Genomic DNA, 25539 nt, shown 5'->3' with positions numbered 1-25539 from the left:
ACCTTTCCGGTCGGGCATGTCAAGAAAGTCCGCTCAGGCTACCCGGAATGTTTCTGCAGCGCTGCAAGCAACCGGGTGGCGAGATCCTTGCGGCAGACCAGGAGGTCGGGCAGCCGCGGATCCGCCTCGTTGTATTTCAGCGCAGAACCGTCGATCCGGGAAGCGTGCAGTCCGGTGGCCGTCGCCACAGCGATCGGGGCCGCGGAGTCCCACTCGTACTGCCCACCGGCGTGGATGTACGCGTCCACCTCGCCGGTGACCACGGCGGCGATCTTCGCTCCGGCCGACCCCATCGGCACCAGGTGCGCCCCGACGTCCTCGGCCAGGTCGGTCAGGAACACCGGCGGCCGGCTCCGGCTCGCCGCCAGGCGGATCTTCCGCTCGCCGGCCGTCGCCGCCTCCACCGTCATCGGCGGGTACGCCGGCGGGTAGTCCGTGCCCAGCACCCGGTGCTGCGCCGGCAACCCCACCGCCCCGGCGACCAGCCCATGCGGGCTCGGCGCGTTGCGCGCCCAGAGCGCCACGTGCACCGCCCAGTCCGAGCGGCCCTCCTCGGAGAACTCCCGGGTGCCGTCCAACGGGTCGACGATCCACACCCGGTCCGCGGTCAACCGCGACACCGCTCCGGTGTTCACCTCGGCGGCCCAGGCCAACCGCGACCCCTCGTCCTCCTCGGAGAGCACCGCGTCACCCGGACGCCACTTCGCCAACTCCGTGCGGATCAGGTCGTGCGACACCTTGTCCCCGGCCGACTTCAACGCACCCGTGTCGGCGAAACCCATCTCCGTGCGCAGGTCGAGCAGCGCCTGCCCAGCCCGGGACGCCAGCCACCGGGCGAACGCGCCATCGATCATCGGAGGACTGCTCATCTGTCCGCTCCCGTCGCCTCGCCGCGCTGCCCGCACGGGCCGATCCGCCGCGACTCGCGTCGCCGGTCGCGGCACGCCGAAAGGCGCAGACTACCGGCCCGCTGTTTCGGATTCGGGTACGCCCCGCCCGGCTCAGCTGCCGTGGTAGAGGTTCTGGGTCGGCTCCACGCCCTTGGTGATCACCGACTCCACCACGTCGGCAGCCCGATCCACCAGGAAATCCAGCTCCTTGCGCTCGGCCGCGCCAAAATCCGACAGCACGTAATCCGCCGGATCCTGCCGCCCCGGCGGTCGGCCGACGCCGAACCGCACCCGGGCGTAGTCCTTCGTCCCCAACGACTTCGACATCGAGCGCAGGCCGTTGTGCCCGCCCTCGCCGCCGCCGAACTTGACCCGCACCTGGCCGAACCCGATGTCCAGCTCGTCATGCACCGCGATCACCTGCGTCGTCGGCACCTTGTAGAACTGCGCCAGCGCCGCGACCGGCCCGCCGGAGAGGTTCATGTACGTCAGCGGCTTCACCAGGACCAGCTTCGGCCCACCGAACCCCAGCCGCGCCTCGGCCACCTCGGCCACCGCCCGCTTGTGTCGGCCGAAACGCGCACTCACCCGCCCGGCCAGCAGCTCGGCCACCATGAACCCGACGTTGTGCCGGTTGCCGGCGTACTCCCGACCCGGGTTGCCCAGGCCGACCACCAGCCACGGCCCCGCCTCGTCCGTCACGACCCGTCCCTTCCGACGCCCAACCCACCGACTCCCGATATGCCGACAGGCGCCCCCGAACCTCCGGGGACGCCTGTCGCACAGTACGAACCGATCAGGCCTCGGTGCGCGCCTCGGTCGTCTCGCCACCCTCGGCCGGGGCAGCGTCCGCGCCCTCGGAGCCCTCGGTGGTCTCGCCGACCTCGGCCTCGGCCTCGTCGGTGGCAGCCTCGACCTCGGGCAGCGTCGCCTCAAGCTGCTCGGCGGTCGGGGCGGCGGTCACCGACGCGACGGTCAGGTCCGAGTCGGCGGCCAGCTCGACGCCGGCCGGCAGCTTGACATCGCCGGCGGTCACCTGGGTGCCCGCCTCCAGGCCCTCGATCGACGCCTCGAGGTGGTCCGGGACCTTGGTGGCGTCCGCGGTCACCGAGAGGGTGTCGTGGTCGTGCACGATCAGGGTGTCCCGGGCGGCCTCGCCGGTCAGCTGGACCGGGACCTCGACGGTGACCTTCTCGCCCCGGCGGACCAGGATCAGGTCGACGTGCTCGAAGGTGTCGCGGATCGGGTCACGCTGGATCGCCTTCGGCAGCGCCAGCACCTGGGTGCCGTCGGTGATGTCGATCGCGAAGAGCTGGTTGGCACCGCCCTTGCGGATCGCGGCGGCGAACTCCCGCGACGGCAGCGCGATGTGCTTGGGCTTCTCGCCGTGGCCGTACAGCACGGCGGGCACCTTGCCGGCCCGGCGGGTACGGCGGGCACCACCCTTGCCGAACTCGGTACGGGGCTCGGCGCTGATCTTTACCTCGGACACGGGGAAACTCCTGATGCTTTTCGCTGCGGCGGCTTGTCGTCTAACGGTGCTGGGGCGAGGGGCTCGCTGGGGCTCATGCGTCATGAACGACTGCCCGGAGCACCGCGTCGATGACGGTGCCTCCGTGCGGCGCTTTTCAGCGGCCCGCCGGGCACCCTCGCCGTGGCAACCGCACCAGTCTACCCGAGCTGTTTCCAGGGTTTCCGGCAGTCCCCGATCACGGCTCAAGACCGACGCGTCGGTGGCATTCCCACCAGCGTGCCGGCCCCGTCTCCGCCAGTTTGCCAGCCCCGTTGCCGCCAGCGTGTCGAGTGGCGGAAACGGGGCCCGGGCTCAGCTCAGGCCACCGAAGAGGGTGGTCACCGACCCGTCGTCGAAGACCTCCCGGATCGCCCGCGCCAGCAGCGGCGCGATCGACAGCACGGTGAGCTTGTCCAGCTGCTTCTCCGGAGGCAGCGGCAAGGTGTTCGTCACCACGATCTCGCTGATCGAGCTGTTCTTCAGCCGCTCGGTGGCCGGGTCGGAGAGCAGCGCGTGGGTGGACGCGACCACGATCTCCGCAGCCCCCGACTCCTTGAGGATGTCGGCGGCCTTGGCGATGGTGCCGCCGGTATCGATCATGTCGTCGACGATCAGGCAGACCCGGCCCTCGACCTCGCCGACCACCCGGTTCGCCACGACCTGGTTCGGCTTCATCGGGTCGCGGGTCTTGTGGATGAACGCCAGCGGGCAGCCGCCCAACCGGTCGGTCCACCGCTCGGCCACCCGCACCCGGCCCGAATCCGGTGCCACCACGGTCATCGGTCGGCCGGCGTACTTGTGCTCCACGTACTCGGCCAGGATGTCCATCGCGAAGAGGTGGTCCACCGGGCCGTCGAAGAAGCCTTGGATCTGTGCGGTGTGCAGGTCGACGGTGAGGATGCGGTTCGCGCCCGCGGTCTTCAACAGGTCGGCCACCAGACGGGCCGAGATCGGCTCCCGACCGCGGTGCTTCTTGTCCTGGCGCGCGTACGGGTAGAACGGCAGCACCACGGTGATCCGCTTGGCCGACCCCCGCTTCAGCGCGTCCACCATGATCAGGGTTTCCATGACCCAGGTGTTCACCCCGTGCGTGACGGACTGCACCACGAAGGCGTCCGAACCACGTACCGAGTCCTTGAACCGTACGAAGATCTCACCGTTGGCGAAGTCATACGCGTCGGCCGGGGTCGGCGCGACGCCGAGCACCTCGCCGATCTCCTTGGCCAACTCCGGAAAGCCACGTCCGGAAAAGAGCATCAGGCTTTTGCGGTTTTCGGCGACGATGCTGCCCATGGGCCCGTCTGCTCCCGTTATGTCGGCGGTACCCGACCCGGTGGTGGTGGGTCAGGGACTATTCGGTTGCAGTATCTCCCGAGCCGGATGTGCCGCCCACCGTCTCGGTCGCCCCGTGCATTGCCTCACTGTGGCTTGCGGCACCGGTCGTACCGGACCCACCCTCCGCGTCGCCGACTCGCTGCGCGTCCTTCGCGTCGCGGGCCCGCTGCGCCGCCTCCGCCGCGGCAGTGCCGGCGCGCCGCTTGACCACCCAGCCCTCGATGTTGCGCTGGCGCGCCCGAGCGACACCCATCGCACCCGCCGGCACGTCGTCGACGATCACTGAACCCGCCGCCGTGTACGCCCCGTCGCCCACCTCGACCGGCGCCACGAACATGTTGTCCGCACCGGTCCGCGCGTGGCTGCCGATCACCGTGCGGTGCTTGTTGACCCCGTCGTAGTTCACGAAGACCGACGCGGCGCCGATGTTGGTCTGCTCGCCGATCGTTGCGTCGCCGACGTAGGTCAGGTGCGGCACCTTCGTGCCGGCGCCGATCTGCGAGTTCTTCACCTCGACGAACGTGCCGATCTTCACGTTCTCGGCCAGCTGGGCGGCCGACCGCAGGTACGCGTACGGCCCGACGGTCGCGCCCGGACCCACCTCGGCGCCGACGACGTGGCTGCGGACCACCGACGCGGCGGGGCCGACGACCGTGTCGACCAGCGTGACGTCCGGCCCGATCAGTGCGCCCGTCCCCACCACCGTGCCGCCGCACAACTGGGTGTTCTGGTCGACCACCGCGTCCCGGTCCAGCGCGACCGTCACGTCGATCCAGGTGGTGGCCGGGTCGAGCAGGCTCACCCCGGTGCGCATCCAGGCATCGTTGATCCGGTCGCGCAGCAGCCGGCGCAGGTTCGCCAGTTCCACCCGGTCGTTGCAGCCCAGCGTCTCGACGTGGTCCACGGCGACGTGCACCGCCACCGGCTCACCGGCCGAGCGGAGCAGGCCGAAGACGTCGGTCAGGTACTCCTCGCCCTGGTCGTTGTCGGTGGAGAGCTTGCCCAGCGCCTCGCGCAGCCGCACCGCGTCGAACGCGTAGATGCCGGCGTTGATCTCCCGAATCGCGCGCTGCGTCGCGTCGGCGTCGCGTTCCTCGACGATCTGCTCCAGGTGGCCGTCGGCGTCCCGGACGATCCGGCCGAGGCCGGTCGGGTCGGGCACCTCGGCGGCCAGCACGGTGGCCGCCGCGGCGGCCTCCTCGTGCGCGGTCACCAGCGCGCCCACCGTCTCGGGTCGCAGCAGGGGCACGTCCCCGTTGATCACCACGACCGTGCCGGCGCCGTCCGGTACGGCCTCCAGCGCGATCCGCACGGCGTGCCCGGTGCCGAGCTGCTCGGCTTGGAGCACCGGCGTGGCGTCCGGGGCGACCTCGGACAGGTGCGCCCGGACCTGGTCGGCGCCGTGCCCCACCACGACGACGGTGCGGTCCGCGCCCAGCGGGGCGGCGGCGCTCAGCACGTGACCGAGGAGGGTCCGACCGAGCAGGGGGTGCAGCACCTTGGGCAGTGTGGACTTCATCCGCTTGCCCTCACCGGCGGCAAGTACGACGACGGTACGGAGGTGGGGCTGGGGCACGACGTGGCTCCCGTCGGGACGGCGGACACTCTCGCGGCCATGCTAGCCGCGAGGCCCGGCACGTTTCCCTCTTACCCCCACCGGATCCTAAAACGGACGTAGGTGGGCAGCTCGGCCGCCAGGGTTCGAACCTGAAATACGGGTACCAAAGACCCGGGTGTTGCCAATTACACCACGGCCGATCAGCGACGCGAGCACGTCGCATGAGGGATTGGACATCCCGCCGCTACACCTTAGCGCCCCGGCCGCCGGACGCCAGCGCTCATCCCGCCGCACCGCGGGAGATCGACGGCGTCGACCTTCCGGGGCGGGCGGTCCGCACCTTGGTAGCTCGTTCCCCGGGCCAGTCGGGTACCCGCCGCAGGACCAGCTGACCTGCAATTTTGAGCACTTACGCGAAGATCATTCAAAACTTCCCCGTGCGATCTACGGTGCCGTAAGTTACGGTGACGTAGGCGTAGCTTCGTGATCGTTTCCATCCCCCTGCGAGGTCCCATGTCCACTGCTCTGCTCGATCCCAACACCGCCGGCCCCGGCCCCAAACCACTCACCGACGGCAGCCAGTCCCCCGGCATCCTGGCCGCCCTCTGGGCTTTCGTGGTCATCCCCTTCGTCGCCCTGCTGGTCGCCGTTCCGGTGGCGTGGGGCGGCTGGCTGGGCTGGACCGACGTGATCATCGGCCTGGTCTGGTACGTCGTCTCCGGGCTCGGCATCACCGTCGGCTTCCACCGCTACTTCACGCACGGCTCGTTCAAGGCCAAGCGGTGGCTGCGGGTGACGCTGGCGGTCGCGGGTTCGCTGGCGGTGCAGGGCGAGATCATTCAGTGGGTCGCCGACCACCGGCGGCACCACGCCTTCTCCGACCTGGAGGGTGACCCGCACTCGCCGTGGCGCTTCGGCACCAGCTTCTGGGCGTTGACCCGGGGCCTGTTCCACGCACACGTGGGCTGGCTGTTCCGCCGGGAACTGTCCAACCGCGGGCGTTTCGCACCGGACCTCATCGCCGACCGGGACATCAGCCGGGTCGACCGGCTCTTCCCCGCGCTGGTGGCCATCTCACTACTCGGCCCGGCGCTGATCGGCGGCCTGGTGACCTGGTCCTGGCAGGGGGCGCTGACCGCGTTCTTCTGGGCCGGGCTGGTCCGGATCGGCCTCCTGCACCACGTCACCTGGGCGATCAACTCGGTCTGCCACGTCTACGGCGAGCGTCCGTTCGCGATGCGTCAGGGCGACCGCGCGTCGAACTTCTGGCCGCTGGCGATCCTGTCGTTCGGCGAGAGCTGGCACAACCTGCACCACGCCGACCCGACCAGCGCTCGGCACGGCGTGCTGCGGGGTCAGGTGGACATCTCCGCCCGGGTGATCTGGTTGTTCGAGAAGGTCGGCGCGGCAACGCAGGTGCGCTGGCCAAAGCCGGAGCGCCTGGCCGCCAAGCTCGTGAAGCCGGTCGCACCCCGCTGAAACCGGGCGGTGCACGGGGACGCCGCCTGGCAGGATGGCCGGATGACCGAGCCATGCGGGGGGATCGGACGACTCGGCGGACGGGGGGCCCGGCCCGATCCGGGTACGGTCAGACGGCGCGGCAGGGTGGTCGGACCGCCCGACAGTGAGGCGACGACGTGAACGGGCACAGCGGAGGAACCATTCCACGGCAGGGCGTCACCGAGCGCCAGCAAGGCGGCGACATGCCTGAGGTCAGCGACGACGCGGGGGCGGCGGTCACCGGCCGACGGACGACGCCGACGGCGGCACCGAAAGCCAAGGCCCCCTCCCGGGTCCGCATGTCGGCGGCCCAACGACGGGAGCAGTTGATCGCGACCGGCCGGCAACTCTTCGCCGAGCGCGGTTTCGACGCCACCTCCATCGAGGAGGTGGCGGCCCGCGCCAAGGTCTCCAAGCCGGTGGTGTACGAGCACTTCGGTGGCAAGGAAGGGCTCTACGCGGTGGTGGTGGACCGGGAGGTCCGGGCCCTGCTGGACCGGATCACCACGGCGTTGACCGCCGGGCATCCGCGCGAGCTGCTGGAACAGGCGGCGCTGGCCCTGCTGGGCTACATCGAGGAGGAGGCCAGCGGTTTCCGGGTGCTGGTCCGCGAGTCGCCGCTGATGTCCGGCACGGCCAACTTCAGCAGCGTCATGAACGACGTGGCGCACCAGGTCGAGCACATCCTGGGTGCCGAGTTCAAGAGCCGCGGGTACGACCCGAAGCTCGCCGAGCTGTACTCGCAGGCGCTGGTCGGCATGGTGGCGTTGACCGGCCGCTGGTGGTTGGAGGTGCGGAAGCCGCGCAAGGAGACCGTGGCGGCGCACCTCGTCAACCTGGCCTGGAACGGGTTGTCGCACCTGGAGGCGAAGCCGACGCTGATCACCGCGCGACGTCACTGACCCCGATCAGCGGCGGTGCACGTCGGCCACCGGGTGCTTGCGGTGCTCCAACTCCGCCTCGGCGGATTCCGGTGGGCCGACCTTGTCGTAGAGGCCGGTGCCGAGCAGGATCAGGCCGAACAGCATCGACACGACCACTGTCGACATCGAGAAGTTGAGGAAGTTCGCCTCGGTCTGTAGCACCGACATCATCAGGATGCTGGTCACCAGGAACACCACGCCGGCGGTGAGGTTCATGTAGTGGCCGAGGTTGGTGCGCCGCGACGCCCCGATGATCAGGACGATCCCGAAGATCACCGAGGCGAGCGAGAAGGCCAGGTTGGTCCGGAGTCCGAGGGCCCAGGTGCTGCTGCGGTCGAAGAGCGGATCGCCGATCGTCTCGGCGACGCCCCAGACGCCGAAGACCAGGATGTAGACGCCGATCAGCCCGGAGAGGACCCGGTAGAGCGGCCGTGCCGGATGGTTAACCGGAAAGTGCGGCATGCCCAGACCCCCTGATGTGACCGTTTCAGGGGAATTGTCGCCCAATGCCTAGCCGACTGTCTGGGAAAACCCCAATGCGGGAGGTCCGCCGAATGGCTGGACCAGGTCAGGTTTTCGCCGGAGCCCGAGCTGCGCAGGGATCAAGCCTGACCGCCCGGAGCAGCTCGGGCTCCGGCGAAAACCCACGGCCGCAACCGTAGAAAACCCACGGCCGCAACCAACGATCAGAGAACGAGACGAGCCTTCTGGAACGCCTCCGCCTCATCCTCCGTGCCGACCTTGCCGTACATGCCGACCATGAGCAGCACCAGGGCGGCCGTCATCACCACGATCACGGTGGTGATGCTGAAGTTGAAGATGTTGGCATCGGTCCGGATGAACGCGAGACCCGCCAGGCTGACCACCATGAGGCTGTACGCCAGCCACTGGTTGATCGCCACGTCGATGTTGCGGCCGAGCGCGGTGCCGACCAGCACGACGATCCCGAGCAGCACGCTGAGCAGCGAGAAGCCGAGGTTGGTGCCCTGACCGAGGACCCGGGTGTCGTCCTGGGCGAGGATCTCGTTCCCGGTGCTCGCGATGATGCCGAGCACACCGAAGACGACCAGGTACAGACCGGTCAGCCCGCCGATCGCCCGGTAGATCGGCCGCGCGGGGTGGTTGACGGGGGTGTGGGCCATGTCTGTGTCTCCAACGCCGTGGGGTAGGTGTCGCCGACGATTGTCTCGCATGTGGTGGTGTGACGCCGCACACGGGGCCTGGGCCGGCGCGCCCGGCCGGTCAGCTCTCGGGCAGGTCCTCGGCGAGAGTCATCCAGCTCTCCTCGATCCGCTCCCGTTCGGCGCGCAGATCCTTGAGCTGGGTGTCCAACTCGGCGACCCGGGCGTAGTCGGTGGCGTCCGCCGCGAGCTGATCGAGCAGCGTGGTCTCGCGCTGGTCGAGCTTGCCGAGTTGCCGCTCCAGCCGGGTCAGCTCCTTGCGGGCCTGGCGGACCTCGGCGGCGGACATGCCGCCTCCGGAGGGGGCGGCGGGCGCGGAGGTCGAGGTGACGCCCGCCCGGGGAGAGCCGGCCCGCTCGGCGGTCCGCGCGAGGTATTCGTCCACACCGCCCGGCAGGTGCACCAGCCGGCCGTCGCCGAACATCCCGTACGCCGTGTCGGTGACCCGCTCGATCAGGTACCGGTCGTGACTGGCCACGATGATCGTGCCGGGCCACGAGTCGAGCAGGTCCTCCAGCGAGGCGAGGGTGTCCGTGTCCAGGTCGTTGGTGGGCTCGTCGAAGAGCAGCACGTTGGGCTCGCCGGCCAGCAGCCGCAGCATCTGCAACCGGCGGCGCTCCCCACCGGAGAGGTCACTGACCGGGGTCCAGAGGCGGCGGTCGTCGAAGCCGAACACCTCGGCGAGTTGCGCGGCGGAGACCTCCCGGTCCCCGAGCTGCACCCGGCGGGCGACCTCCTCCACCGCTTCCAGCACCCGCAGGTGCCCGGGCAGCTCGGTGAGCTCCTGGGAGAGGAACGCGGGCCGCACGGTGGAGCCGGTGCCGAGGCGGCCACCATCGGGGCGGGTGATGCCGGCGAGCATCCGCAGCAGCGTGGTCTTGCCGGCGCCGTTGGCGCCGAGGATGGCGATCCGGTCGCCGGGGCCGACCAGCCAGGTGACGTCGCGCAGGATCTCCTTCGGGCCGGCGTGCAGCTCGACGTTCTCCAGGTCGTACACCTGCTTGCCCAGCCGGGAGGTGGCCATCCGCTGCAACGACATCGTGTCGCGCGCCGGCGGCACGTCGGCGATCAACGCGTTCGCGGCGTCGATGCGGAACTGGGGCTTGGAGGTCCGGGCGGGCGGGCCACGGCGCAGCCAGGCGATCTCCTTGCGGAGCAGGTTCTGCCGGCGGGCCTCGGTGGCGGCGGCGACCCGCTCGCGCTCGGCGCGGGCGAGGGTCCACGCGGCGAAGCCACCCTCGTAGGCGCGAACGGTCTGGTCGGCGACCTCCCAGGTGGTGGTGCAGACCGCGTCCAGGAACCACCGGTCGTGGGTGACCACGACCAGGGCGCCCTTGCGCCCGACCAGGTGCCGGGCCAGCCAGTCGACACCGCCGACGTCCAGGTGGTTGGTGGGCTCGTCGAGGATGAGCAGGTCGGAGTCGCGGACGAGCAGCGCGGCGAGCGCCACCCGGCGGCGTTCGCCACCGGACATCGGGCCGACCGGCTGGTCGAGGCCGAGGTGCGGCATGCCGAGGCCGTCGAGGATGGCCCGCACCCCGGAGTCGCCGGCCCACTCGTGCTCGGCCCCCATGCCCTCGGCGAGCCAGGCGGTGCCGAGCACCACGTCCCGGACGGTGGCCTCGGGGGCGAGGGTGAGCTGCTGCGGCAGCCAGAGCACACGCAGGTCACGGCGGTGGGTCACCCGACCGTCGTCGGGGTCCTCCTGCTTGGTGAGCAGCCGCAGCAGGGTGGACTTGCCGGCACCGTTGAGGCCGACCACGCCGATCCGGTCGGCGTCGTCCAGGCCGAGCGAGACGTCCGTGAGCAGCCGCCCGGCGGCGCCGTACCCCTTGGACACCCGGTCCAGATTGACGATGTTCGCCACGTTCCACCCTTCATGATCAAGGCGTCCCGATGCCGGCGGGCACCTGGACGCCTGTCCCAAGGGTACGCGGACGCCCCGAACGCCCGCGCCGCGTGCCAGCGACCCCGGCGGGACGCCTCGTCAGCCGACCCGGGCGCCGGCGACCGGACCGTGCGCGACCCGCGCCTGCCGGCAGACGCCCGCGGCGGTCAGCTCGGCGGCGATCCGCTCCGCGTCGGTCGCGTCGGCCGCGAGAAACACGCAGGTCGGGCCGGAGCCGGAGACGATGCCGGCGAGCGCGCCGGCCGCCTCGCCGGCCTTGAGAGTGTCGGCAAGCGCCGGGCGCATGGCCAGCGCGGCGTCCTGGAGGTCATTGCCGAGCGTACGGGCGAGCACTCGGGGGTCGCGCTGGCGCAGCGCGCCCAGCAGGGCGTCGGTGCTGCCCAGCGGGGCGCCAGCGGCACCGGAGTCGCGGAGCCGATCCAGCTCCCGGTACGCGGCCGGGGTGGACAGGCCGACGTCGGCGATCGCCACCACCCAGTGCCAGGAGGTGGGGCGGGCCAGCACGGGGCTGATCGCCTCACCCCGGCCGGTGCCCAGCGCGGTGCCACCGTAGATCAGGAACGGCACGTCGGAGCCGAGGTCGGCGGCGATGCCGGCCAGCTCGTCGCGGGACAGCCCGGTGCCCCAGAGCGCGTCGCAGGCCACCAGCGCGGCAGCCGCGTCGGCGCTGCCACCGGCCAGCCCACCGGCGAGCGGGATCTGCTTGCGCAGGTGCAGTCGGGCGTGCGGCAGCACCCCCGCGTACCCGGCGAGGGCGTGCGCGGCGCGGATCACCAGGTTGCTGTCGTCCAGGGCCAGCTCGCCGGTGCCCTCACCCTCCATGGTCAGGGCGAGGGTGTCGCCCCGGCGGGCCGTCAGCTCGTCGTAGATCGAGATGGCGTGGTAGATCGTGTTCAGCTCGTGGTAGCCGTCCCGGCGCAGCGGGCCCACCCCGAGGTGCAGGTTGACCTTCGCGGGCACCCGCACCCGCACCGGGCCGACGACCCCACGTCGCTCGTCCTCGTCGTCCGGTCGCCAGGCCTCGGTCACGGGGTGGTGTCCCGCAGGTGCAGGCGGATGTCGAACGGCTTGGCCACGATCAGCTCCTCGGCGTCCTCGGCGGGCACGGCGTCAGCCTACTTCCCGGCCGGCGTACCGACCGGAGCCGACGCGGCGATGGCGGCGAACTGCTCGACGGTCAGTGACTCCCCACGGGCGCCGGGGTCGACGCCGGCGGCGGTGAGCGCCGCGGCGGCCCGGTCCGCGCCACCGGCCCAACCGGCCAACGCGGCGCGCAGCGTCTTGCGGCGCTGCGCGAACGCCGCGTCCACCACGGCGAAAACCCGCTCCCGGGGTACGTCGGCGCGGGGCGGCTCGTGGCAGGTGAAGGCGACCAGGCCGGAGTCGACGTTGGGCACCGGCCAGAACACGTTCGGCGGCACCTTGCCGGCGCCGCGGGCGTGGGCGTACCAGGCGAGTTTGACCGACGGGATGCCGTACACCTTGGAGCCGGGACCGGCGACCAGCCGGTCGGCGACCTCCTTCTGCACCATCACCAGGCCGTGTCGCAGGGTGGGCAGCACGGCGAGCAGGTGCAGCACCACGGGCACCGCGACGTTGTAGGGCAGATTCGCCACCAGCGCCGTCGGTGGCGGGTCGGCCAGCTCGGCGGCGGCGATACGCAGCGCGTCCGCGCGGTGCACGGTGAGCCGGGCGGCATCGGCCCCGGCGTGCCGCGCGACGGTCTCCGGCAGCGCCCCGGCCAGCACCGGGTCGATCTCGACGGCGTGCAGGTGACCGGCGACCGGCAGCAGCCCCAGGGTCAGCGAGCCGAGCCCGGGCCCCACCTCCAGAGCCACGTCGTCGGGGGTGAGGCCGGCCGCGGTGACGATCCGGCGCACGGTGTTCGGGTCGTGCACGAAGTTCTGGCCCAGCTTCTTGGTGGGCGCGACGCCCAACCGGGCGGCGAGTTCCCGGATCTCCGCCGGGCCGAGGAGACCGGTCATGGCTGGCAGCGTAGCGACGGGGTCGGTGCCGACCGTCGGGCCGGGCTCACCACGGGCCGAAGGCCCGGTCGCCGGTGGCGGAGATGGCCGCACACAGCTCGTCCAGGTCACTGCCGGTGGTCGCGGCGAGCGCGCGGACGGTGAGCGGGATCAGGTACGACGCGTTCGGCCGGCCGCGGTACGGCATCGGGGTGAGGTACGGGGCGTCGGTCTCCACCAGCATCTGGTCCACGGGGGTGAGCGCGGCGGCCTCGCGCAGCGCCGTCGCGCTGCCGAAGGTGACGGTGCCGGCGAAGCTCAGCAGGTAGCCGCGGCGGACGCACTCGCGGGCGAAGTCGGCGTCACCGGAGAAGCAGTGCAGCACCACCCGGTCGGGAGCGCCCTCGTCGTCGAGGATCCGCAGCACGTCGGCGTGCGCGTCGCGGTCGTGGATGACCAGCGTCTTGCCGTACCGCTTGGCGATGGCGATGTGCGCCCGGAAACTCGCCTCCTGCGCGGCACGGCCCTCGTCGCCGGTCCGGAAGAAGTCCATTCCGGTCTCGCCGATCCCCCGGACCCGGTCGCGGGCGGCGAGTGACTCGATCTCCCGCAACGCCTCGTCGAGGTCGCCCAGCCGGGGCGCCTCGTTGGGGTGCAGCGCCACGGTGGCCAGCACGGCGGGGTACCGGTCGGCGGTGTCCGCGCCCCACCGGGAGGAGGCGACGTCCACCCCCACCTGGACCAGTCGGTCCACGCCGACCTTCGCGGCCAGCGCGATGGCCACCGCGACCGGGTCGTCGGCCGGCCCGCCGCCGGGCACGCCGGCCTCGCTGACCGTGATGTCCAGGTGGGTGTGGCTGTCCAGCACCGCCCGGGGCAACGACTCGGGGGCGGGCGGAAACTCTCCGGCCCGCCGGGCGGCACGCTCGCGGCGGGATTCAGTGGGCTCGCTCATCAGCGACAGCATCACACACCAGGTCTGTCCATCTGCCCGCCACCCGACGTTCACCCCGGCTACGCCGTGCGACTCTACGGTCGCCGCGTGAGTGGACTCATGCACCACGAGGCGGCGGTGACAGCGTGACGGCACCCATCTCACCGAAGAGCGGAAGGTGACGGCATGAGCGTCACCCCCCAGGCCGGCGGTAGCGCCGGCGAACGGACCGGACTGCACGTGGCGTTCGGTGGCGGCGTGTACCCGGCCGAGGAGATCGCCCGAGGCGCCGCGTACGAGTTGTTCAGCGCCGACGAGGTGGCCGGCTTCGAGTGGGCGCCCCGCCCGGGTAGCGCCCTGCCGTGGCGCCGGTTCGTGCACGTCACCGAGGTGACCGCGGTGTACGGGGCGACGGAGCCGGCCGACGAGCCGGAGACGCCGCTGCTGATGCCCGCCCATCGCGAGCGGGGTTGGGCGTACCTGCACCAGCTCAGCCAGCAGCCGGCGGCGGCGGGTGACCCGATGCTGGCGATGGCACGCGCGTCGGCGGTGGTCCGGCGGGGCACCCGGATGATGAAGGTGCTCTCGACCCAGCAGGTCGCCGGCTACGTACGGGGTTGGCTGCCGCACGGCTTCTGCTACCGGGAGCACGATGTGGCGCACTTGCGTACGCCGGCGACGACGACGGTGCTGCGTACCGATGGTGACGCTGGCCGGGACGGCCCGGACGTGGCGTACGCGCTGCGCTGGCGCGCGTCCGACCCGGGCGACTACGACGTGCCGGCGGGCCCGGCGCACCGCGGCCTGACCGCGCTGGCCTCCCGGGACCGGCTCGGCGCCCCGGTGCTGGGCACCGGCTTCGTCCCCAGCAACGGTCAGCTGATCCCGGAGTTCATCACCCGGGACTTCGCCGACCTGCCGATGCCGGCGAACGCCGCCCTGGTCGCCTACCCGGCGGAGGGGGTGGAGGTGGTGCTGTACACCTACCAGGCCGAGCAGCGCGGGTGGCTGCGGATGGTGGGCCCGCAGTGGCGGCACCTGCTGGCCGCGGTGCCGGGCCTCTCCCCGGACCAGGAGTACGTGCCGAACGCCGACGCGCCCCGCTCCACCCAACTGGTCGGCATGTACGGCGAGAACGAGTACGAGGCGGTCGCCGACCTGCCCGGCGGGTTCCGGGTGCTGGCGATGACCCGGGCGGCCCGTTACCCGGTGGAGGCGGTGGCCCGCCGGGTCCGGTTCGCCCAGTGGCGGGGGGTGCCGTGCCTGGTGCTGCGGGAGGAGGCCGGCTGGCTGCGGATGCGGCTGCGCTATCCGAACCCGGACAGCGTGGCGAGCACCGGCGCGCAGTGCCAGGAACGAGGCGTCTACGAGGTCTGGGCGCCGGCCGCCGAGGTGACCGACGACCAGGTGATGGACACCCGGTACGCGATGTGACGGCGCGCGGCGGCGGGGCGTCCCGCCGCCGCGCGTCGCGCGTTCAGTCGGCGAGCCGGGCCAACTCCTCGTCGACGATCGACGGGTCGAGCTTGCGGAACACCGGCTTCGGCGCGGCGAGCGGGCGGCCCGCCTCGATCGACACCGACTCCCAGCGCGCGCCGACGGTGTAGTCCCCGGTGAGCACCGGGTACGCCGGGCCGCCGTCCAGGTCGTCGACCTGCTCGATCACCGGCATCGGCGCGTGCACGCCGGTGCCTCCGAGCAGCTCGTGCACCTGCTGCGCGGAGTGCGGCAGGAACGGGGTGAGCAGCGTGTTGGCGTCGCTGATCACCTGAAGGGCGACGTGCAGGATGGTGCCCATGCGGGGCTTGTCCGCCTCGTCCTTGAGCTTCCAGGGCGCCTGCTCGGAGAGGTACCGGTTGGCCTCGGCGACCACCTTCATGGCCTCACCGATCGCCTGCTTCTGCCGGTGCCGGCCGATCAGGTCGCCGACCGTGGTGAAGCCGACCCGGGCGACAGCGAGCAGCGCCTCGTCGGCCTCGGTGAGCCCGGCCGGGTCGACCGGCGGGATCGCCCCGAAGTTCTTCGCGGCCATCGAGACACACCGGTTGACCAGGTTGCCCCAGCCGGCGACCAACTCGTCGTTGTTGCGGCGCAGGAACTCGGCCCAGGTGAAGTCGGTGTCGTTGCTCTCCGGGCCGGCGGCGGCGATGAAGTAGCGCAGCGCGTCGGCGTCGTAGCGCTCCAGGAAGTCACGAACGTAGATGACCACCTTGCGGGACGACGAGAACTTGCGCCCCTCCATGGTCAGGTACTCGCTCGAGACCACCTCGGTGGGCAGGTTGAGCCGGCCCAGCTCGCCCGGCTCCCCGTCCCGGGAGCCCTCGCCGGAGTAGCCGGAGAGCAGCGCCGGCCAGATCACCGAGTGGAAGACGATGTTGTCCTTGCCCATGAAGTAGTAGGACTGGGCGTCGCCGCCGACTCCGTCGGCCGATGGGACGCTGCCCGCGCCGTCCTTGGAGTTCCAATACTTTCGCCACGCGTCCGGGTCGCCGGAGCGGCGGGCCCATTCGATCGAGGCGGACAGGTAGCCGATCACGGCGTCGAACCACACGTAGATCCGCTTGTCCGGCCGGTCGCGCCAGCCGTCGAGCGGGATCGGTACGCCCCACTCCAGGTCCCGGGTGATCGCCCGGGGCTGGAGGTCGTCGAGCAGGTTGCGGGAGAACCGCAGCACGTTGGGCCGCCACCCCTCGCGGGTGTCCAGCCACTGCCGCAGCACCTCGGCCAGGGCCGGCAGGTCCAGGAAGAAGTGCTCGGTCTCGACGAACTTCGGAGTCTCCCCGTTGATCCGCGACTTCGGGTCGATCAGATCGATCGGGTCGAGCTGGTTTCCGCAGTTGTCGCACTGGTCACCGCGGGCGCTGTCGTACCCGCAGATCGGGCAGGTGCCCTCGATGTAGCGGTCGGGCAGGGTACGGCCGGTGGACGGGGAGATCGCGCCCATGGTGGTCTTCGGCACGATGTAGCCGTTGCGGTACATCCCCTCGAACAGCTCCTGCACCACCGCGTAGTGGTTGCGGGTGGTGGTGCGGGTGAACAGGTCGTAGGAGAGACCGAGGCCGTGCAGGTCCTCGACGATCACCCTGTTGTACCGGTCGGCCAGCTCGCGCGGGGTCACCCCGTCGGCGTCGGCCTGCACCTGGATCGGGGTGCCGTGCTCGTCGGTGCCGGAGACCATGAGCACGTCGTGGCCGGCCATCCGCATGTACCGGGCGAAGACGTCGGAGGGAACGCCGAAACCGGAGACGTGGCCGATGTGGCGGGGGCCGTTGGCGTACGGCCAGGCCACTGCCGCGAGAACGTGACTCATGAGCAGCAAGCCTAGTGACCCGTCCGGGGCGTCCGCGAACCAATGGGGGGTGCCCGACCGGCGGACCGGGCCGACCACCTCGCCCGTTGGTCCGATTTGTCGTCGACACGCGGCTCAGCTGCCCGTTTCGCCTCCTGCGGCGGTGTGCAATGAACGTCGTGACGGGCAGAGGAGCGGCACGGGACCACGAGGACCGTCCCACCGGGCCGGCGGTCGGCGACGACCCGGGGCCCGAGCACGCCGCGCTCCGGGCCGCCGGGGTCGCGCCGCAGCCCCGGCCGGTGCCCAGCGCCGACCCGGGTGCGCAGCGGCCCACCCCGGCGGGGAGGTCCGCCACCCCGGCCCGCCCCACGCCGGCGGCGCCCTCGCCCACGCCGACCCGTCCGACCCCGGCGGCACCCGTACCCAGCCCGGCCCGGCCCGGCTCGGCGGGCCCGCCGGCCGGCGCGGCGCCGGCCAGCGCGGAGCCCGTCGAGGTGGAGCCGACCACCGGCGCGCCGGTGGACGCGGTGCCGCGTCGGGTGCCGGTCCGGCAGCAGGGCCGCCGGCAACGGGGCCAGCAGCCCGACGGCGGCCCGACGGACGCCGACGGTGGTGCCTTCTGGGCACCGATCGAGCAGGTGCACTGGGATGGCACCCCGGTCCGCAAGGACCCGGCACCGGAGCGGTTTCGCGGCTTCCGGCTGGCGCGACGCCGGGCACCCAGCCGCCCGCCCCCACCGCCGGATCCGCTGCCCGGGCTCGCCGCGCTGGTGCTGCTGAGCCTGGTCGCGGCCTTCTTCGCCTGGGTCAGCGCCGGCCCGTTCTGGCTCGCCGTGGGGCACGCCCGGACGGGCACGGTGGTGATCGACGGCTGCTCCGGCGACGGGCTCACCCAGCGGTGCCGGGGAATCTTCACGGCGGAGGACGGGCGGTTCATCGCCCACGGCGTCCGGGTCAGCGGCGTGCCCGTCGAGGGGAGCGCGGCCGGCACCCGGCTGCCGGCGCGGATGACCGGCCCGGACAGCGGCACCGCGTACGCGGACGTCGGCGTGGGCCGGCACCTGCGGTGGCTGCCCGGTCTGCTGGTGGTGCTGGGCTGCACCGCCGGCATCGTCCGGTGGACCGGGTCGGCCCGGCTGCCCGGCCGCCGACACCGCCGCTGGGCGATGGCCGCCGCCATCGCCGGCCCCACGATGATCACCGTCGGCTTCCTGGCCGCCGCGTGGTGACTCGGCCGTCAGGCGGGCCCGACCACCTCGGTCAGCTGTGCACGATCGTGTAGACGTCGCGGCGGCGCAGCGCGTACTCGGTGGCGACGTCGGTGATGGCGTCCCGGCGGGACCGACCGGCGGCCTCCCGCTCGGCGACGGCGGCGCGCAGGGTGTCGTCGTCGGGGCGTTCGGCGGCGGTCACCGGAGCTCCGGCCACCACCAGGGTGATCTCTCCGCGCGGGTCTCCCTCGGTGGCCCATCGGGCCAGCTCGCCGAGGGGTCGGCGGAGCACTTCCTCGTAGGTCTTGGTGAGTTCGCGGCAGAGCGCGGCCGGCCGGTCCGCCCCGAACGTGTCGGCCAGGTCGGTGAGCGTCGCCGCGATCCGGTGCGGCGCCTCGAAGAAGACCAGGGTGCGCTCCTCGGCGGCGAGCGCGCGCAGCCGGGATCGGCGGCCGCCGGGGGTGCGGGGCAGGAAGCCCTCGAAGCAGAACCGGTCGCAGGGCAACCCGGAGACGGCCAGCGCGGTGGTGACCGCGCTGGGCCCGGGGGCGACGGTGACCGGCGCCCCGACGTCCAACGTGGCACGGACCAGCCGGTAGCCGGGGTCGGAGACGCTCGGCATCCCGCCGTCGGTGACCAGCGCCACCACGTACCCGCCGAGGATGGCCTCGACCAGCTCGGGGGTGCGCCGCTCCTCGTTGCCTTCGAAGTAGGAGACGATTCGACCGCCGACGGTGAGGTCGAGATCGCGGGCCAGCCGGGTGAGCCGGCGGGTGTCCTCGGCAGCGACCACGTCGGCGCTGATCAGCACCTCCCGAAGCCGGGCCGAGGCGTCGGCGGGGTTGCCGAGCGGAGCACCGAGCAGAATCAGGCGCCCAACTTCGGACATTTCACCCACGAATTCGTCTCCTTCATTGCTGGGAATACCGGTATCAGGGACGACGGACGCCGCGAGACACCTTGGCAGCCTACGATCGCCGGGTGACGAGTGCGTCGACAGCGCAGAGCCCGAGCGCCGATCCGGACAAGATGATCCAGGTGACGGGCGAGCCCAGTGCCACCCAGGAGCCGACGACACCGAGCGCCGAGGGCGGCGGGGTGGCCGCGGTGGTCCGGCGACGGTTCGCCACCGTCGACACCCAGGTGGACCGGTTCTCCTGGCTGGCCACGGCAGTGGTGGTGGCCATCGCGGCGATCGTGCGCTTCGTCGGGCTGTCCAGCCCGAAGGGCAAGATCTTCGACGAGACGTACTACGCCAAGGACGCCTACGGGCTGATCTCGCGTGGCGTGGAGTGGAACTACAAGGACAACGTCCCGTCGTACGTGGTGCACCCACCGCTGGGCAAGTGGTTGATTGGCGTCGGCGAGTGGGCCTTCGGCTACCAGGACGCCGATTCCAAGGTCTCCGTCCCCGGGCACCTGATGACCACCGCGCCGGAGTTCGGCTGGCGATTCTCGGCGGCCGTGATCGGCACGCTGTCGGTGCTGCTGCTGGTCCGCATCGGTCGGCGGATGTTCCGCTCGACGGTGCTCGGCTGCGCGGCCGGCCTGCTGCTCGCCCTGGACGGCTTCCACCTGGTGCTGTCCCGCGCGGCGCTGCTCGACATCTTCCTGCTCTTCTTCGTGCTGGCCGCGTTCGGCGCGCTGGTGCTCGATCGGGACGCCCGCCGCCGGCGCTGGGCACGGGCTCTGGACGACGGGCTCGATCCGAGCCAGCCGGGCCGGGCCGGCCGGCCGCCGACCGGTTGGCGCACCTGGCCGTGGTGGCGGCTGGCCGCCGGGGTGCTGATCGGCTGCGCCTGCGCGGTGAAGTGGAGCGCCCTGTACTTCGTGCCGGCCTTCGCCCTGCTGGTGCTCTTCTGGGAGGTCGGCGTCCGCCGCTCGGCGGGGGTCCGCCGGCCCTGGCGGGACACGCTTGTCGACGAGCTGCCCTGGCTGGTGCTCGCCGGCGTGGTCATGGTCGGCACCTACCTCGCCACCTGGTCGGGCTGGCTGCTCACCGACGACGGTTACTACCGGCTCGCGTCGTCCTACCCGAGCGCCCCGCTCAGCGACCGCCCGGTGATCGGCCCGCTGATCAATCTGTTCGAGTACCACCGCGCGGCGTACGGCTTCCACGCCCAGCTCGACGACGCGCACAAGTACCAGTCGTGGCCCTGGCAGTGGTTGCTGTTGGGCCGGCCGGTGGCCTTCCACTACGCCAACACCGGCGTCTGCGGCGAGGCGACCTGCTCCTCCGAGATCCTGCTGCTCGGCACTCCGCTGCTCTGGTGGTCGTTCCTGCCCGCCCTGGTGGCGCTGGTCTGGCTGGGTGTGGCCCGTCGGGACTGGCGGGCCGGCGCGATCCTGCTCACCGTGGCCGCCGGGCTGCTGCCGTGGTTCTGGTTCGCCCTCGACGGCCGGACAATGTTCTCGTTCTACGCCGCGCCGGCGGTGCCGTTCCTGGTGCTGGCCGTGGTGTACGTGCTGGGCGCGCTGATCGCGCCCGCCGGGGGTGACGTGGGTGCGGTGGCGCCGCTGGTGCCCGGCGATCCGAGTTATGAGCGCCGACTGGTGGGCAGCATCGCGGCGGGGGCGTACGTGCTGTTGGTGGCGCTCTGCTTCGCGTACTTCTATCCGATCTTCGTCGGCCGGGTGATTCCGTACTCGGACTGGCTGTCCCGGATGTGGCTCGACGGTCGGTGGATATAAGCATCGACAGGCGACGCGCCGCACAGCGCGACGGAAGAAGGGCCCGCACGCCGAAGCGTGCGGGCCCTTCTTGACAAAGACGCGCGCCCCGATCGCCTGCCACGGGGGAAGCGGGCGATTGGGGCGCGCAAGAAGAGCTTAACCACCGCGCACCACCGGCACAACGGGTCGACTTGGGTCAGATTTCCGACGGATGCTGGCCGGACCCACACCTTCCCTCGCACAGTTGACCGAGGGTGACCCGGCGTGGACCCTGAGCGCGGGCGCGGCCGGTCAGAGGTGATCCCTGAGCCGGCCGGAGTCGCCAGTTCCGCGCCCCTCCACCCAAACGATCATCCAAAGTGGATCTCACTACACTGCGGATCGTGATCAACTTCAGACGATCGACGGCGGTCCTTCTCGGACTGCTGGCGACCACCGCGCTGGCCGGGCCCGCCCCGGCGCGGGCCGACGAGGAGCCGGCACCCGAACCGCCCCGGGTCGAGCTGGTGCTCGACGTCAGCGGGTCGATGCGCGCCGCCGACATCGACGGACGCTCCCGGATCTCGGTAGCCCAGCAGGCCTTCAACGAGGTGGTGGACGCGCTACCCGAGGAGACACAGCTCGGCATCCGGGTGCTCGGCGCCACCTACCGCGGCAAGGACAAGAAGGTCGGCTGCCAGGACACCCAGCAGATCGTGCCGGTCGGCCCGGTGGACCGGTCCGCCGCGAAGGCGGCGGTGGCGACACTTCGGCCGACCGGGTTCACTCCGGTCGGGCTGGCGCTGCGCACCGCCGCGCAGGACCTGGGCACCGGGGCCACCACCCGGCGGATCGTGCTGATCACCGACGGCGAGGACACCTGCGCCCCGCCGGACCCGTGCGAGGTGGCCCGGGAACTCGCCGCCCAGGGCACCAGCCTGGTCATCGACACCCTCGGCCTGGCCCCCGACGAGAAGGTCCGCCGGCAGTTGCTCTGCATCGCCGGCGCGACCGGCGGAACCTACACCGCCGCGCAGAGCGCCGAGGAGCTGACCGACCGGATCAAACAGCTCGTCGAGCGGGCCGGCGACACGCACACCCGGGCACCGACCGTGGTCGGCGGCGCGAACGCCTGCGACTCGGCGCCGCTGCTCGCCCCCGGCGTCTACGCCGACCGGGAGGCGTTCTCCGAGCATCGCTACTACCGGGTGCCGATCCGTCCCGGGCAGGAGCTGCGGGCTTCGGTGAGCATGGCGTTGGACCGAGCCGTCAACCGGGACTACGGGGTGCTGCTGCGGGCCACCGCCGCCGACGGCCGGGAACTCGTCCGGGGCGCGGACGCCGGCAGTGGACGGGCCGACGTGCTCTCCGCCGGGCTGCGCTGGTCGGCCGCCGCCGACGATGAGGATGCCGCCGAGACCGAGGAGAGCTCCGCGCCGGTCATCGAACCCACCACCGTCTGCCTCGTGGTCAGCAACTCGTTCGCCCCGCGTCCCGGCACCGCGGCGACCCCGGGCATGCCGGTGGAGTTGACCATCGACGTGGTCGCCGCCGCACCCGCACCGGACGGACCGGACCTCGGCCGGGGCTGGGCGCTGCTCGCCCTGCTCACCATCGTCGGGCTGATCACCGGTCTGCTCGCCGGCCTGCTCACCCGCTGGTGGGTCGCCACCTGGAGGGAGAACTGATGCGTACCGCGCTGTTCCGGTCAATGGCGGCGCTGCTCGCCGCCGGCGGGGCCGCCCTGCTGCCCGCTGCGGCCGTCGCCGCACCGACCCCCTCCCCGGGCGCCACGCCGGTGAACCGTGCCGGTACGTCGTTCCTCACCGCCACCCCGATCACCGCCGGGCAACCGGTACGGGTGGACGCCTCGATCGGCGACCACCTCTACTGGTCGTTCCCGGCGACGGCCGGCCAGGTGCACGAGATCAACGCCACCGTCACCTTCCCGAAGGGACGCAGCGGCGCCTCCACCTGGACGGTGGACGTCTTCGACGGGCTACGCCGACGCCAGGCGTGCACAGCGGGAGCGCAGACCCCGACCGTGGACGCGAAGGCGTCGAACGTGGTGCTGGGCTGCACGCTGCGCGAGGTGCGGCCGTGGGCGGAGCCCTGGTCGGCCGACCCGCTGCCCGGTACGTACGTCATCCGGCTCTCCGTGATCGACCTGCCGGAGCCGGATCTGGGTGCGCCGATCGACGTCGACCTGCTGGTCGGCACCATCGCCGACCGGGGCGCCTCGGCCGACGACGGCGAGCTGGCCGCCCCGCTGGTGCCGAACACCAAGGCCGGCACGGTGCTCAACGCCGTACCCCCGGTGGACGCGGAGGCCGACGACGAGGGCGACTCGCTGGCGGGCTGGTTGCCGGATCTCGGCTCGCGCTGGGTCTGGACCGGCATCGGCGGCGTGCTCGCCGGGGTGGCCGGCGTGTTCGGTTTCGCGGTGACCCGGCGGCCCCGACGTCGCTGAAACGCCCCTCTGGTGGCCCCACCCGGCGGCGGGGCCACCAGAGGCTCAGCTACGCCGGGAGCCGCGCGGCAACCAGCCGATGAACCGGTCCTGGAGCGACATCACCGGGGCGGCGCGCAGATCTTCGGTGGCGGCGGCGAGGCAGGAGCCCAGATAGACGCTGAGCATGGCGCGATCACCTCCGTACTCCGCCAGCAGCCGGGTGCGCTTCGTCGCGCACGGCCACTCGTCACCGCAGGAGCCGCAGCTCCAGCAGGGGGTCTTCGGGGCGTGTTCGTCAGCCAGCACCCCCGGCCGTTCCAGACCATCGGTCATCGCACGTCCTTCCAGATGTCCACGGGGCTGGCGGCTGCCGTGCCGGCCAGCGTTGATGGTGGTCCCCCCGGAGCCATCAGGGAGAGCGCTGCGCGTCCCTCCGGTGTTACATCTTTGCGGTACCTTCAGCGGTCGTGGGAGTCGGAAATTTGACGGTTGACTCGATGCGTCATTCCTACCGACCAGTAGGTCACCGGAATGCGTGACCTACTGCCACCGACGGTCGCCGTCGCTGTCGCCGGGCCCGAGGACTGGACGGGCGAGTTGCTCCCCGCTGAGCAGGCATGTCTCGGCGAACGAGCCGTGCAGACCCGTCGGCGGGACTTTGCGGCGGGGAGGGTTTGCGCCCGCCGGGCGTTGCGCGACCTCGGCCTGCCGGCGACCGCCGTGCCGGCCGCCGCCGACCGCGCGCCGGTCTGGCCGGCCGGGGTGGTCGGCAGCATCACCCACACCGCCGGCTACTGCGCCGCCGCCGCGGCGCACACCACCGACATCCGGTCCGTCGGGATGGATGCCGAGCAGCACCGCGAGGTCAATCCGGGAGTACGCAGACTCGTGCTGCTGCCCGAGGAGGAGGCCGCCTGCGCGCGGCTACCCAGCGGCACCTGCTGGCCGATCGTGCTGTTCAGTGCGAAGGAGACCGTCTACAAGGTGTGGTACCCGGTGGTCCGCGGTTGGTTGGACTTCCACGACGCCCGAGTCGACCTTGATCCGGAGGCTGGCACGTTCACCGCCCGGATCGCCCCGGCCCGGGTGGACGCGGCGGGGGTCGATGACCCACCCGCATCGATCACCGGCCGCTTCGTGATCGCCGACGGGCTGGTCCGCACCGCCGCCGTGCTTCCGCTGCGCTGACCTCGCTCAGTCACTCAGAGCGATGGATGGGATACCGATCCACATTGGCGTTCGGTGACTGGCCGAACACTGTCCATGCTGGCCAGTGCGGTCTCCCAACGCGTTCGGTGAAACGCCCGCCAGCGTGGCGGCTAAGCGCCCCGCCACCCACGGTAACGTCGAAGAGTTCTCGCACCGCACGTACCGATGCGTCAAGGAGTACGGTGACCCACCCCCAGCCCTCCGCCAGGCCGCACGACCCCCGACAGCCGAACCCGCAGCCGCCGACCCGCTCGTTCGCGGCGACACCGCAGCCGCCGTTCTCGGGGGCTGCGTACCCGGCGGCCGGCGGGCACCCGGATGCTGGCGGCGGATATCGGGCGGCCGGTGGCCCCGGCTACCCGACCATCGCACCACCACCGGCGCAGACGGATCGCGCCAAGAAGTCCGTCGTGGTCGTCGCGGTCACCGCGGCCGTCCTCACCCTGCTCTCCTGCGCCGGTGGCATCGTGGCGGTCGTCATCGGCACCAAAGGCGTCTCGACCACGGTGAGCGAGGCGCGGGCCACCCCGTCGATGCCAGCGCCGTTGAACGGCGACACCCGCGAGCTGTCGCCCGGCGACACCCTGGTCGTCAACGGCGAGGCCGGCACCGTCGAGATCACCGTGACGAAGTTCAGCAGCGCCACCAAACCCTGCAAGTCCCACGGACTGAAGCCCGGCGAGGGCATGTACGTGATCGCCGACGTGACGGTGGCCGTCACCAAGGGCACCGCATCGACGAACCCGCTCTACTTCCAGTGGGTCGCCGCCGACGGCACCAAGACCACCGCGATCGGTGGAGCCTTCTCCGGCTGCGGCAAACCGATGCCGGCCAGCGACGATCTGACCGCCGGCACCAGACGCACCGGCAGTGTCGTGTTCGACGTGCACGACACCTCGGGCGCGTTGGAATACCAGGACCAGTTCCGGACCGCCGGTTCCTGGAAGCCGTGAGGCGCTGACGCGACGTGGGGCCGGCCCGTACGGGCCGGCCCCACGTGCGGGGAGAGTCGGTGG

Annotated in this window: 23 protein-coding genes and 1 tRNA gene; 9 read left to right on the top strand and 15 right to left on the bottom strand. The window is 71.9% G+C overall.

The window, feature by feature from the left end; translation table 11 throughout:
* Nucleotides 1–38: 38 nt before the first annotated feature.
* The 6 genes from AC5L30_RS06550 to AC5L30_RS06525 all read right to left on the bottom strand — a co-directional run bounded on the left by AC5L30_RS06550 (nucleotide 39) and on the right by AC5L30_RS06525 (nucleotide 5496).
* Nucleotides 39–869 carry a 3'(2'),5'-bisphosphate nucleotidase CysQ gene (locus tag AC5L30_RS06550; protein ID WP_494865985.1) on the bottom strand — a complete coding sequence of 277 codons (831 nt, stop codon included), beginning with the start codon at nucleotides 867–869 and terminating at the stop codon, nucleotides 39–41.
* Between the two features lie 132 nt (nucleotides 870–1001).
* Nucleotides 1002–1592: an aminoacyl-tRNA hydrolase gene (pth, locus tag AC5L30_RS06545; protein ID WP_494865984.1), complete on the bottom strand. Its 591-nt coding sequence runs from the start codon at nucleotides 1590–1592 to the stop codon at nucleotides 1002–1004.
* A gap of 94 nt (nucleotides 1593–1686) precedes the next feature.
* Entirely contained in the window at nucleotides 1687–2382 is a 696-nt protein-coding gene (locus tag AC5L30_RS06540) for a 50S ribosomal protein L25/general stress protein Ctc (RefSeq protein WP_494865983.1), read from the bottom strand.
* Between the two features lie 333 nt (nucleotides 2383–2715).
* Nucleotides 2716–3696, bottom strand: coding sequence for a ribose-phosphate diphosphokinase (locus AC5L30_RS06535; protein WP_433266678.1), 981 nt, complete (start codon nucleotides 3694–3696; stop codon nucleotides 2716–2718).
* 58 nt (nucleotides 3697–3754) lie between these two features.
* Nucleotides 3755–5314, bottom strand: a complete 1560-nt coding sequence (glmU, locus tag AC5L30_RS06530; protein WP_494865982.1) for a bifunctional UDP-N-acetylglucosamine diphosphorylase/glucosamine-1-phosphate N-acetyltransferase GlmU — start codon at nucleotides 5312–5314, stop codon at nucleotides 3755–3757.
* Between the two features lie 110 nt (nucleotides 5315–5424).
* A tRNA-Gln gene (locus tag AC5L30_RS06525) sits at nucleotides 5425–5496 on the bottom strand.
* A gap of 313 nt (nucleotides 5497–5809) precedes the next feature.
* Between AC5L30_RS06525 and AC5L30_RS06520 the strand changes: the two genes are divergently transcribed.
* Both AC5L30_RS06520 and AC5L30_RS06515 read left to right on the top strand, forming a co-directional pair.
* Nucleotides 5810–6775 carry an acyl-CoA desaturase gene (locus AC5L30_RS06520; protein WP_494865981.1) on the top strand — a complete coding sequence of 322 codons (966 nt, stop codon included), beginning with the start codon at nucleotides 5810–5812 and terminating at the stop codon, nucleotides 6773–6775.
* 224 nt (nucleotides 6776–6999) lie between these two features.
* Entirely contained in the window at nucleotides 7000–7698 is a 699-nt protein-coding gene (locus AC5L30_RS06515) for a TetR family transcriptional regulator (RefSeq protein WP_494865980.1), read from the top strand.
* Nucleotides 7699–7704: 6 nt separating this feature from the next.
* Here the strand turns inward: AC5L30_RS06515 and AC5L30_RS06510 are convergent, their stop codons facing one another.
* From AC5L30_RS06510 to AC5L30_RS06485, 6 genes are all read right to left on the bottom strand, one after another.
* The gene (locus AC5L30_RS06510) at nucleotides 7705–8181 is read right to left on the bottom strand and encodes a DUF4383 domain-containing protein (RefSeq protein WP_387172409.1); all 477 of its coding nucleotides are present in this window, start codon (nucleotides 8179–8181) and stop codon (nucleotides 7705–7707) included.
* A 224-nt stretch (nucleotides 8182–8405) separates the two neighbouring features.
* Entirely contained in the window at nucleotides 8406–8861 is a 456-nt protein-coding gene (locus AC5L30_RS06505; RefSeq protein ID WP_112605896.1) for a DUF4383 domain-containing protein, read from the bottom strand.
* A gap of 100 nt (nucleotides 8862–8961) precedes the next feature.
* The gene (locus tag AC5L30_RS06500; protein ID WP_494865979.1) at nucleotides 8962–10767 is read right to left on the bottom strand and encodes an ABC-F family ATP-binding cassette domain-containing protein; all 1806 of its coding nucleotides are present in this window, start codon (nucleotides 10765–10767) and stop codon (nucleotides 8962–8964) included.
* A gap of 120 nt (nucleotides 10768–10887) precedes the next feature.
* Nucleotides 10888–11838 (bottom strand): 4-(cytidine 5'-diphospho)-2-C-methyl-D-erythritol kinase, encoded by a 951-nt coding sequence (locus AC5L30_RS06495; RefSeq protein ID WP_494865978.1) that lies wholly within the window; start codon nucleotides 11836–11838, stop codon nucleotides 10888–10890.
* A gap of 86 nt (nucleotides 11839–11924) precedes the next feature.
* On the bottom strand, nucleotides 11925–12794 hold the full coding sequence (gene rsmA, locus AC5L30_RS06490; protein WP_494865977.1) for a 16S rRNA (adenine(1518)-N(6)/adenine(1519)-N(6))-dimethyltransferase RsmA: 870 nt from the start codon (nucleotides 12792–12794) through the stop codon (nucleotides 11925–11927).
* A gap of 46 nt (nucleotides 12795–12840) precedes the next feature.
* Entirely contained in the window at nucleotides 12841–13740 is a 900-nt protein-coding gene (locus tag AC5L30_RS06485) for a TatD family hydrolase (protein WP_494865976.1), read from the bottom strand.
* A gap of 153 nt (nucleotides 13741–13893) precedes the next feature.
* Here AC5L30_RS06485 and AC5L30_RS06480 point away from each other — a divergent pair, with 153 nt between their 5' ends.
* Entirely contained in the window at nucleotides 13894–15141 is a 1248-nt protein-coding gene (locus tag AC5L30_RS06480; RefSeq protein WP_494865975.1) for a hypothetical protein, read from the top strand.
* Between the two features lie 43 nt (nucleotides 15142–15184).
* On the opposite strand, the gene metG is transcribed toward AC5L30_RS06480, so the two are convergent.
* A complete protein-coding gene (gene metG, locus AC5L30_RS06475; protein ID WP_494865974.1) occupies nucleotides 15185–17017 on the bottom strand; it encodes a methionine--tRNA ligase in 1833 nt (610 codons plus the stop codon).
* 149 nt (nucleotides 17018–17166) lie between these two features.
* On the opposite strand from metG, the gene AC5L30_RS06470 reads away from it, so the two are divergent.
* Nucleotides 17167–18228 carry a hypothetical protein gene (locus AC5L30_RS06470; protein WP_494865973.1) on the top strand — a complete coding sequence of 354 codons (1062 nt, stop codon included), beginning with the start codon at nucleotides 17167–17169 and terminating at the stop codon, nucleotides 18226–18228.
* 31 nt (nucleotides 18229–18259) lie between these two features.
* Here the strand turns inward: AC5L30_RS06470 and rsmI are convergent, their stop codons facing one another.
* Entirely contained in the window at nucleotides 18260–19099 is an 840-nt protein-coding gene (gene rsmI / locus AC5L30_RS06465) for a 16S rRNA (cytidine(1402)-2'-O)-methyltransferase (RefSeq protein WP_494865972.1), read from the bottom strand.
* A 140-nt stretch (nucleotides 19100–19239) separates the two neighbouring features.
* Between rsmI and AC5L30_RS06460 the strand changes: the two genes are divergently transcribed.
* From AC5L30_RS06460 to AC5L30_RS06450, 3 genes are all read left to right on the top strand, one after another.
* Nucleotides 19240–20901 (top strand): dolichyl-phosphate-mannose--protein mannosyltransferase, encoded by a 1662-nt coding sequence (locus AC5L30_RS06460; protein ID WP_494866090.1) that lies wholly within the window; start codon nucleotides 19240–19242, stop codon nucleotides 20899–20901.
* A 365-nt stretch (nucleotides 20902–21266) separates the two neighbouring features.
* Complete coding sequence (locus tag AC5L30_RS06455; RefSeq protein ID WP_494865971.1) at nucleotides 21267–22550, top strand: VWA domain-containing protein; 1284 nt, start codon at nucleotides 21267–21269, stop codon at nucleotides 22548–22550.
* Nucleotides 22550–23332, top strand: coding sequence for a peptidase (locus tag AC5L30_RS06450; protein WP_494865970.1), 783 nt, complete (start codon nucleotides 22550–22552; stop codon nucleotides 23330–23332). The genes AC5L30_RS06455 and AC5L30_RS06450 overlap by 1 nt, the downstream gene beginning before the upstream one ends.
* Nucleotides 23333–23377: 45 nt before the next feature.
* Here AC5L30_RS06450 and AC5L30_RS06445 read toward each other — a convergent pair whose 3' ends face one another.
* Nucleotides 23378–23647, bottom strand: a complete 270-nt coding sequence (locus tag AC5L30_RS06445; protein WP_494865969.1) for a hypothetical protein — start codon at nucleotides 23645–23647, stop codon at nucleotides 23378–23380.
* A gap of 198 nt (nucleotides 23648–23845) precedes the next feature.
* On the opposite strand from AC5L30_RS06445, the gene AC5L30_RS06440 reads away from it, so the two are divergent.
* Together AC5L30_RS06440 and AC5L30_RS06435 are read left to right on the top strand one after the other, a co-directional pair.
* Nucleotides 23846–24502: a 4'-phosphopantetheinyl transferase family protein gene (locus AC5L30_RS06440; RefSeq protein ID WP_494865968.1), complete on the top strand. Its 657-nt coding sequence runs from the start codon at nucleotides 23846–23848 to the stop codon at nucleotides 24500–24502.
* Nucleotides 24503–24705: 203 nt separating this feature from the next.
* Nucleotides 24706–25476 carry a DUF4352 domain-containing protein gene (locus tag AC5L30_RS06435; protein WP_494865967.1) on the top strand — a complete coding sequence of 257 codons (771 nt, stop codon included), beginning with the start codon at nucleotides 24706–24708 and terminating at the stop codon, nucleotides 25474–25476.
* The last annotated feature ends 63 nt before the right edge of the window (nucleotides 25477–25539 follow it).

The sequence above is a fragment of the Micromonospora sp. BQ32 genome, from assembly GCF_059358895.1.
Note: the sequence above shows the minus strand (reverse complement) of the source record. Positions and strands in the feature narration are given on the sequence as shown.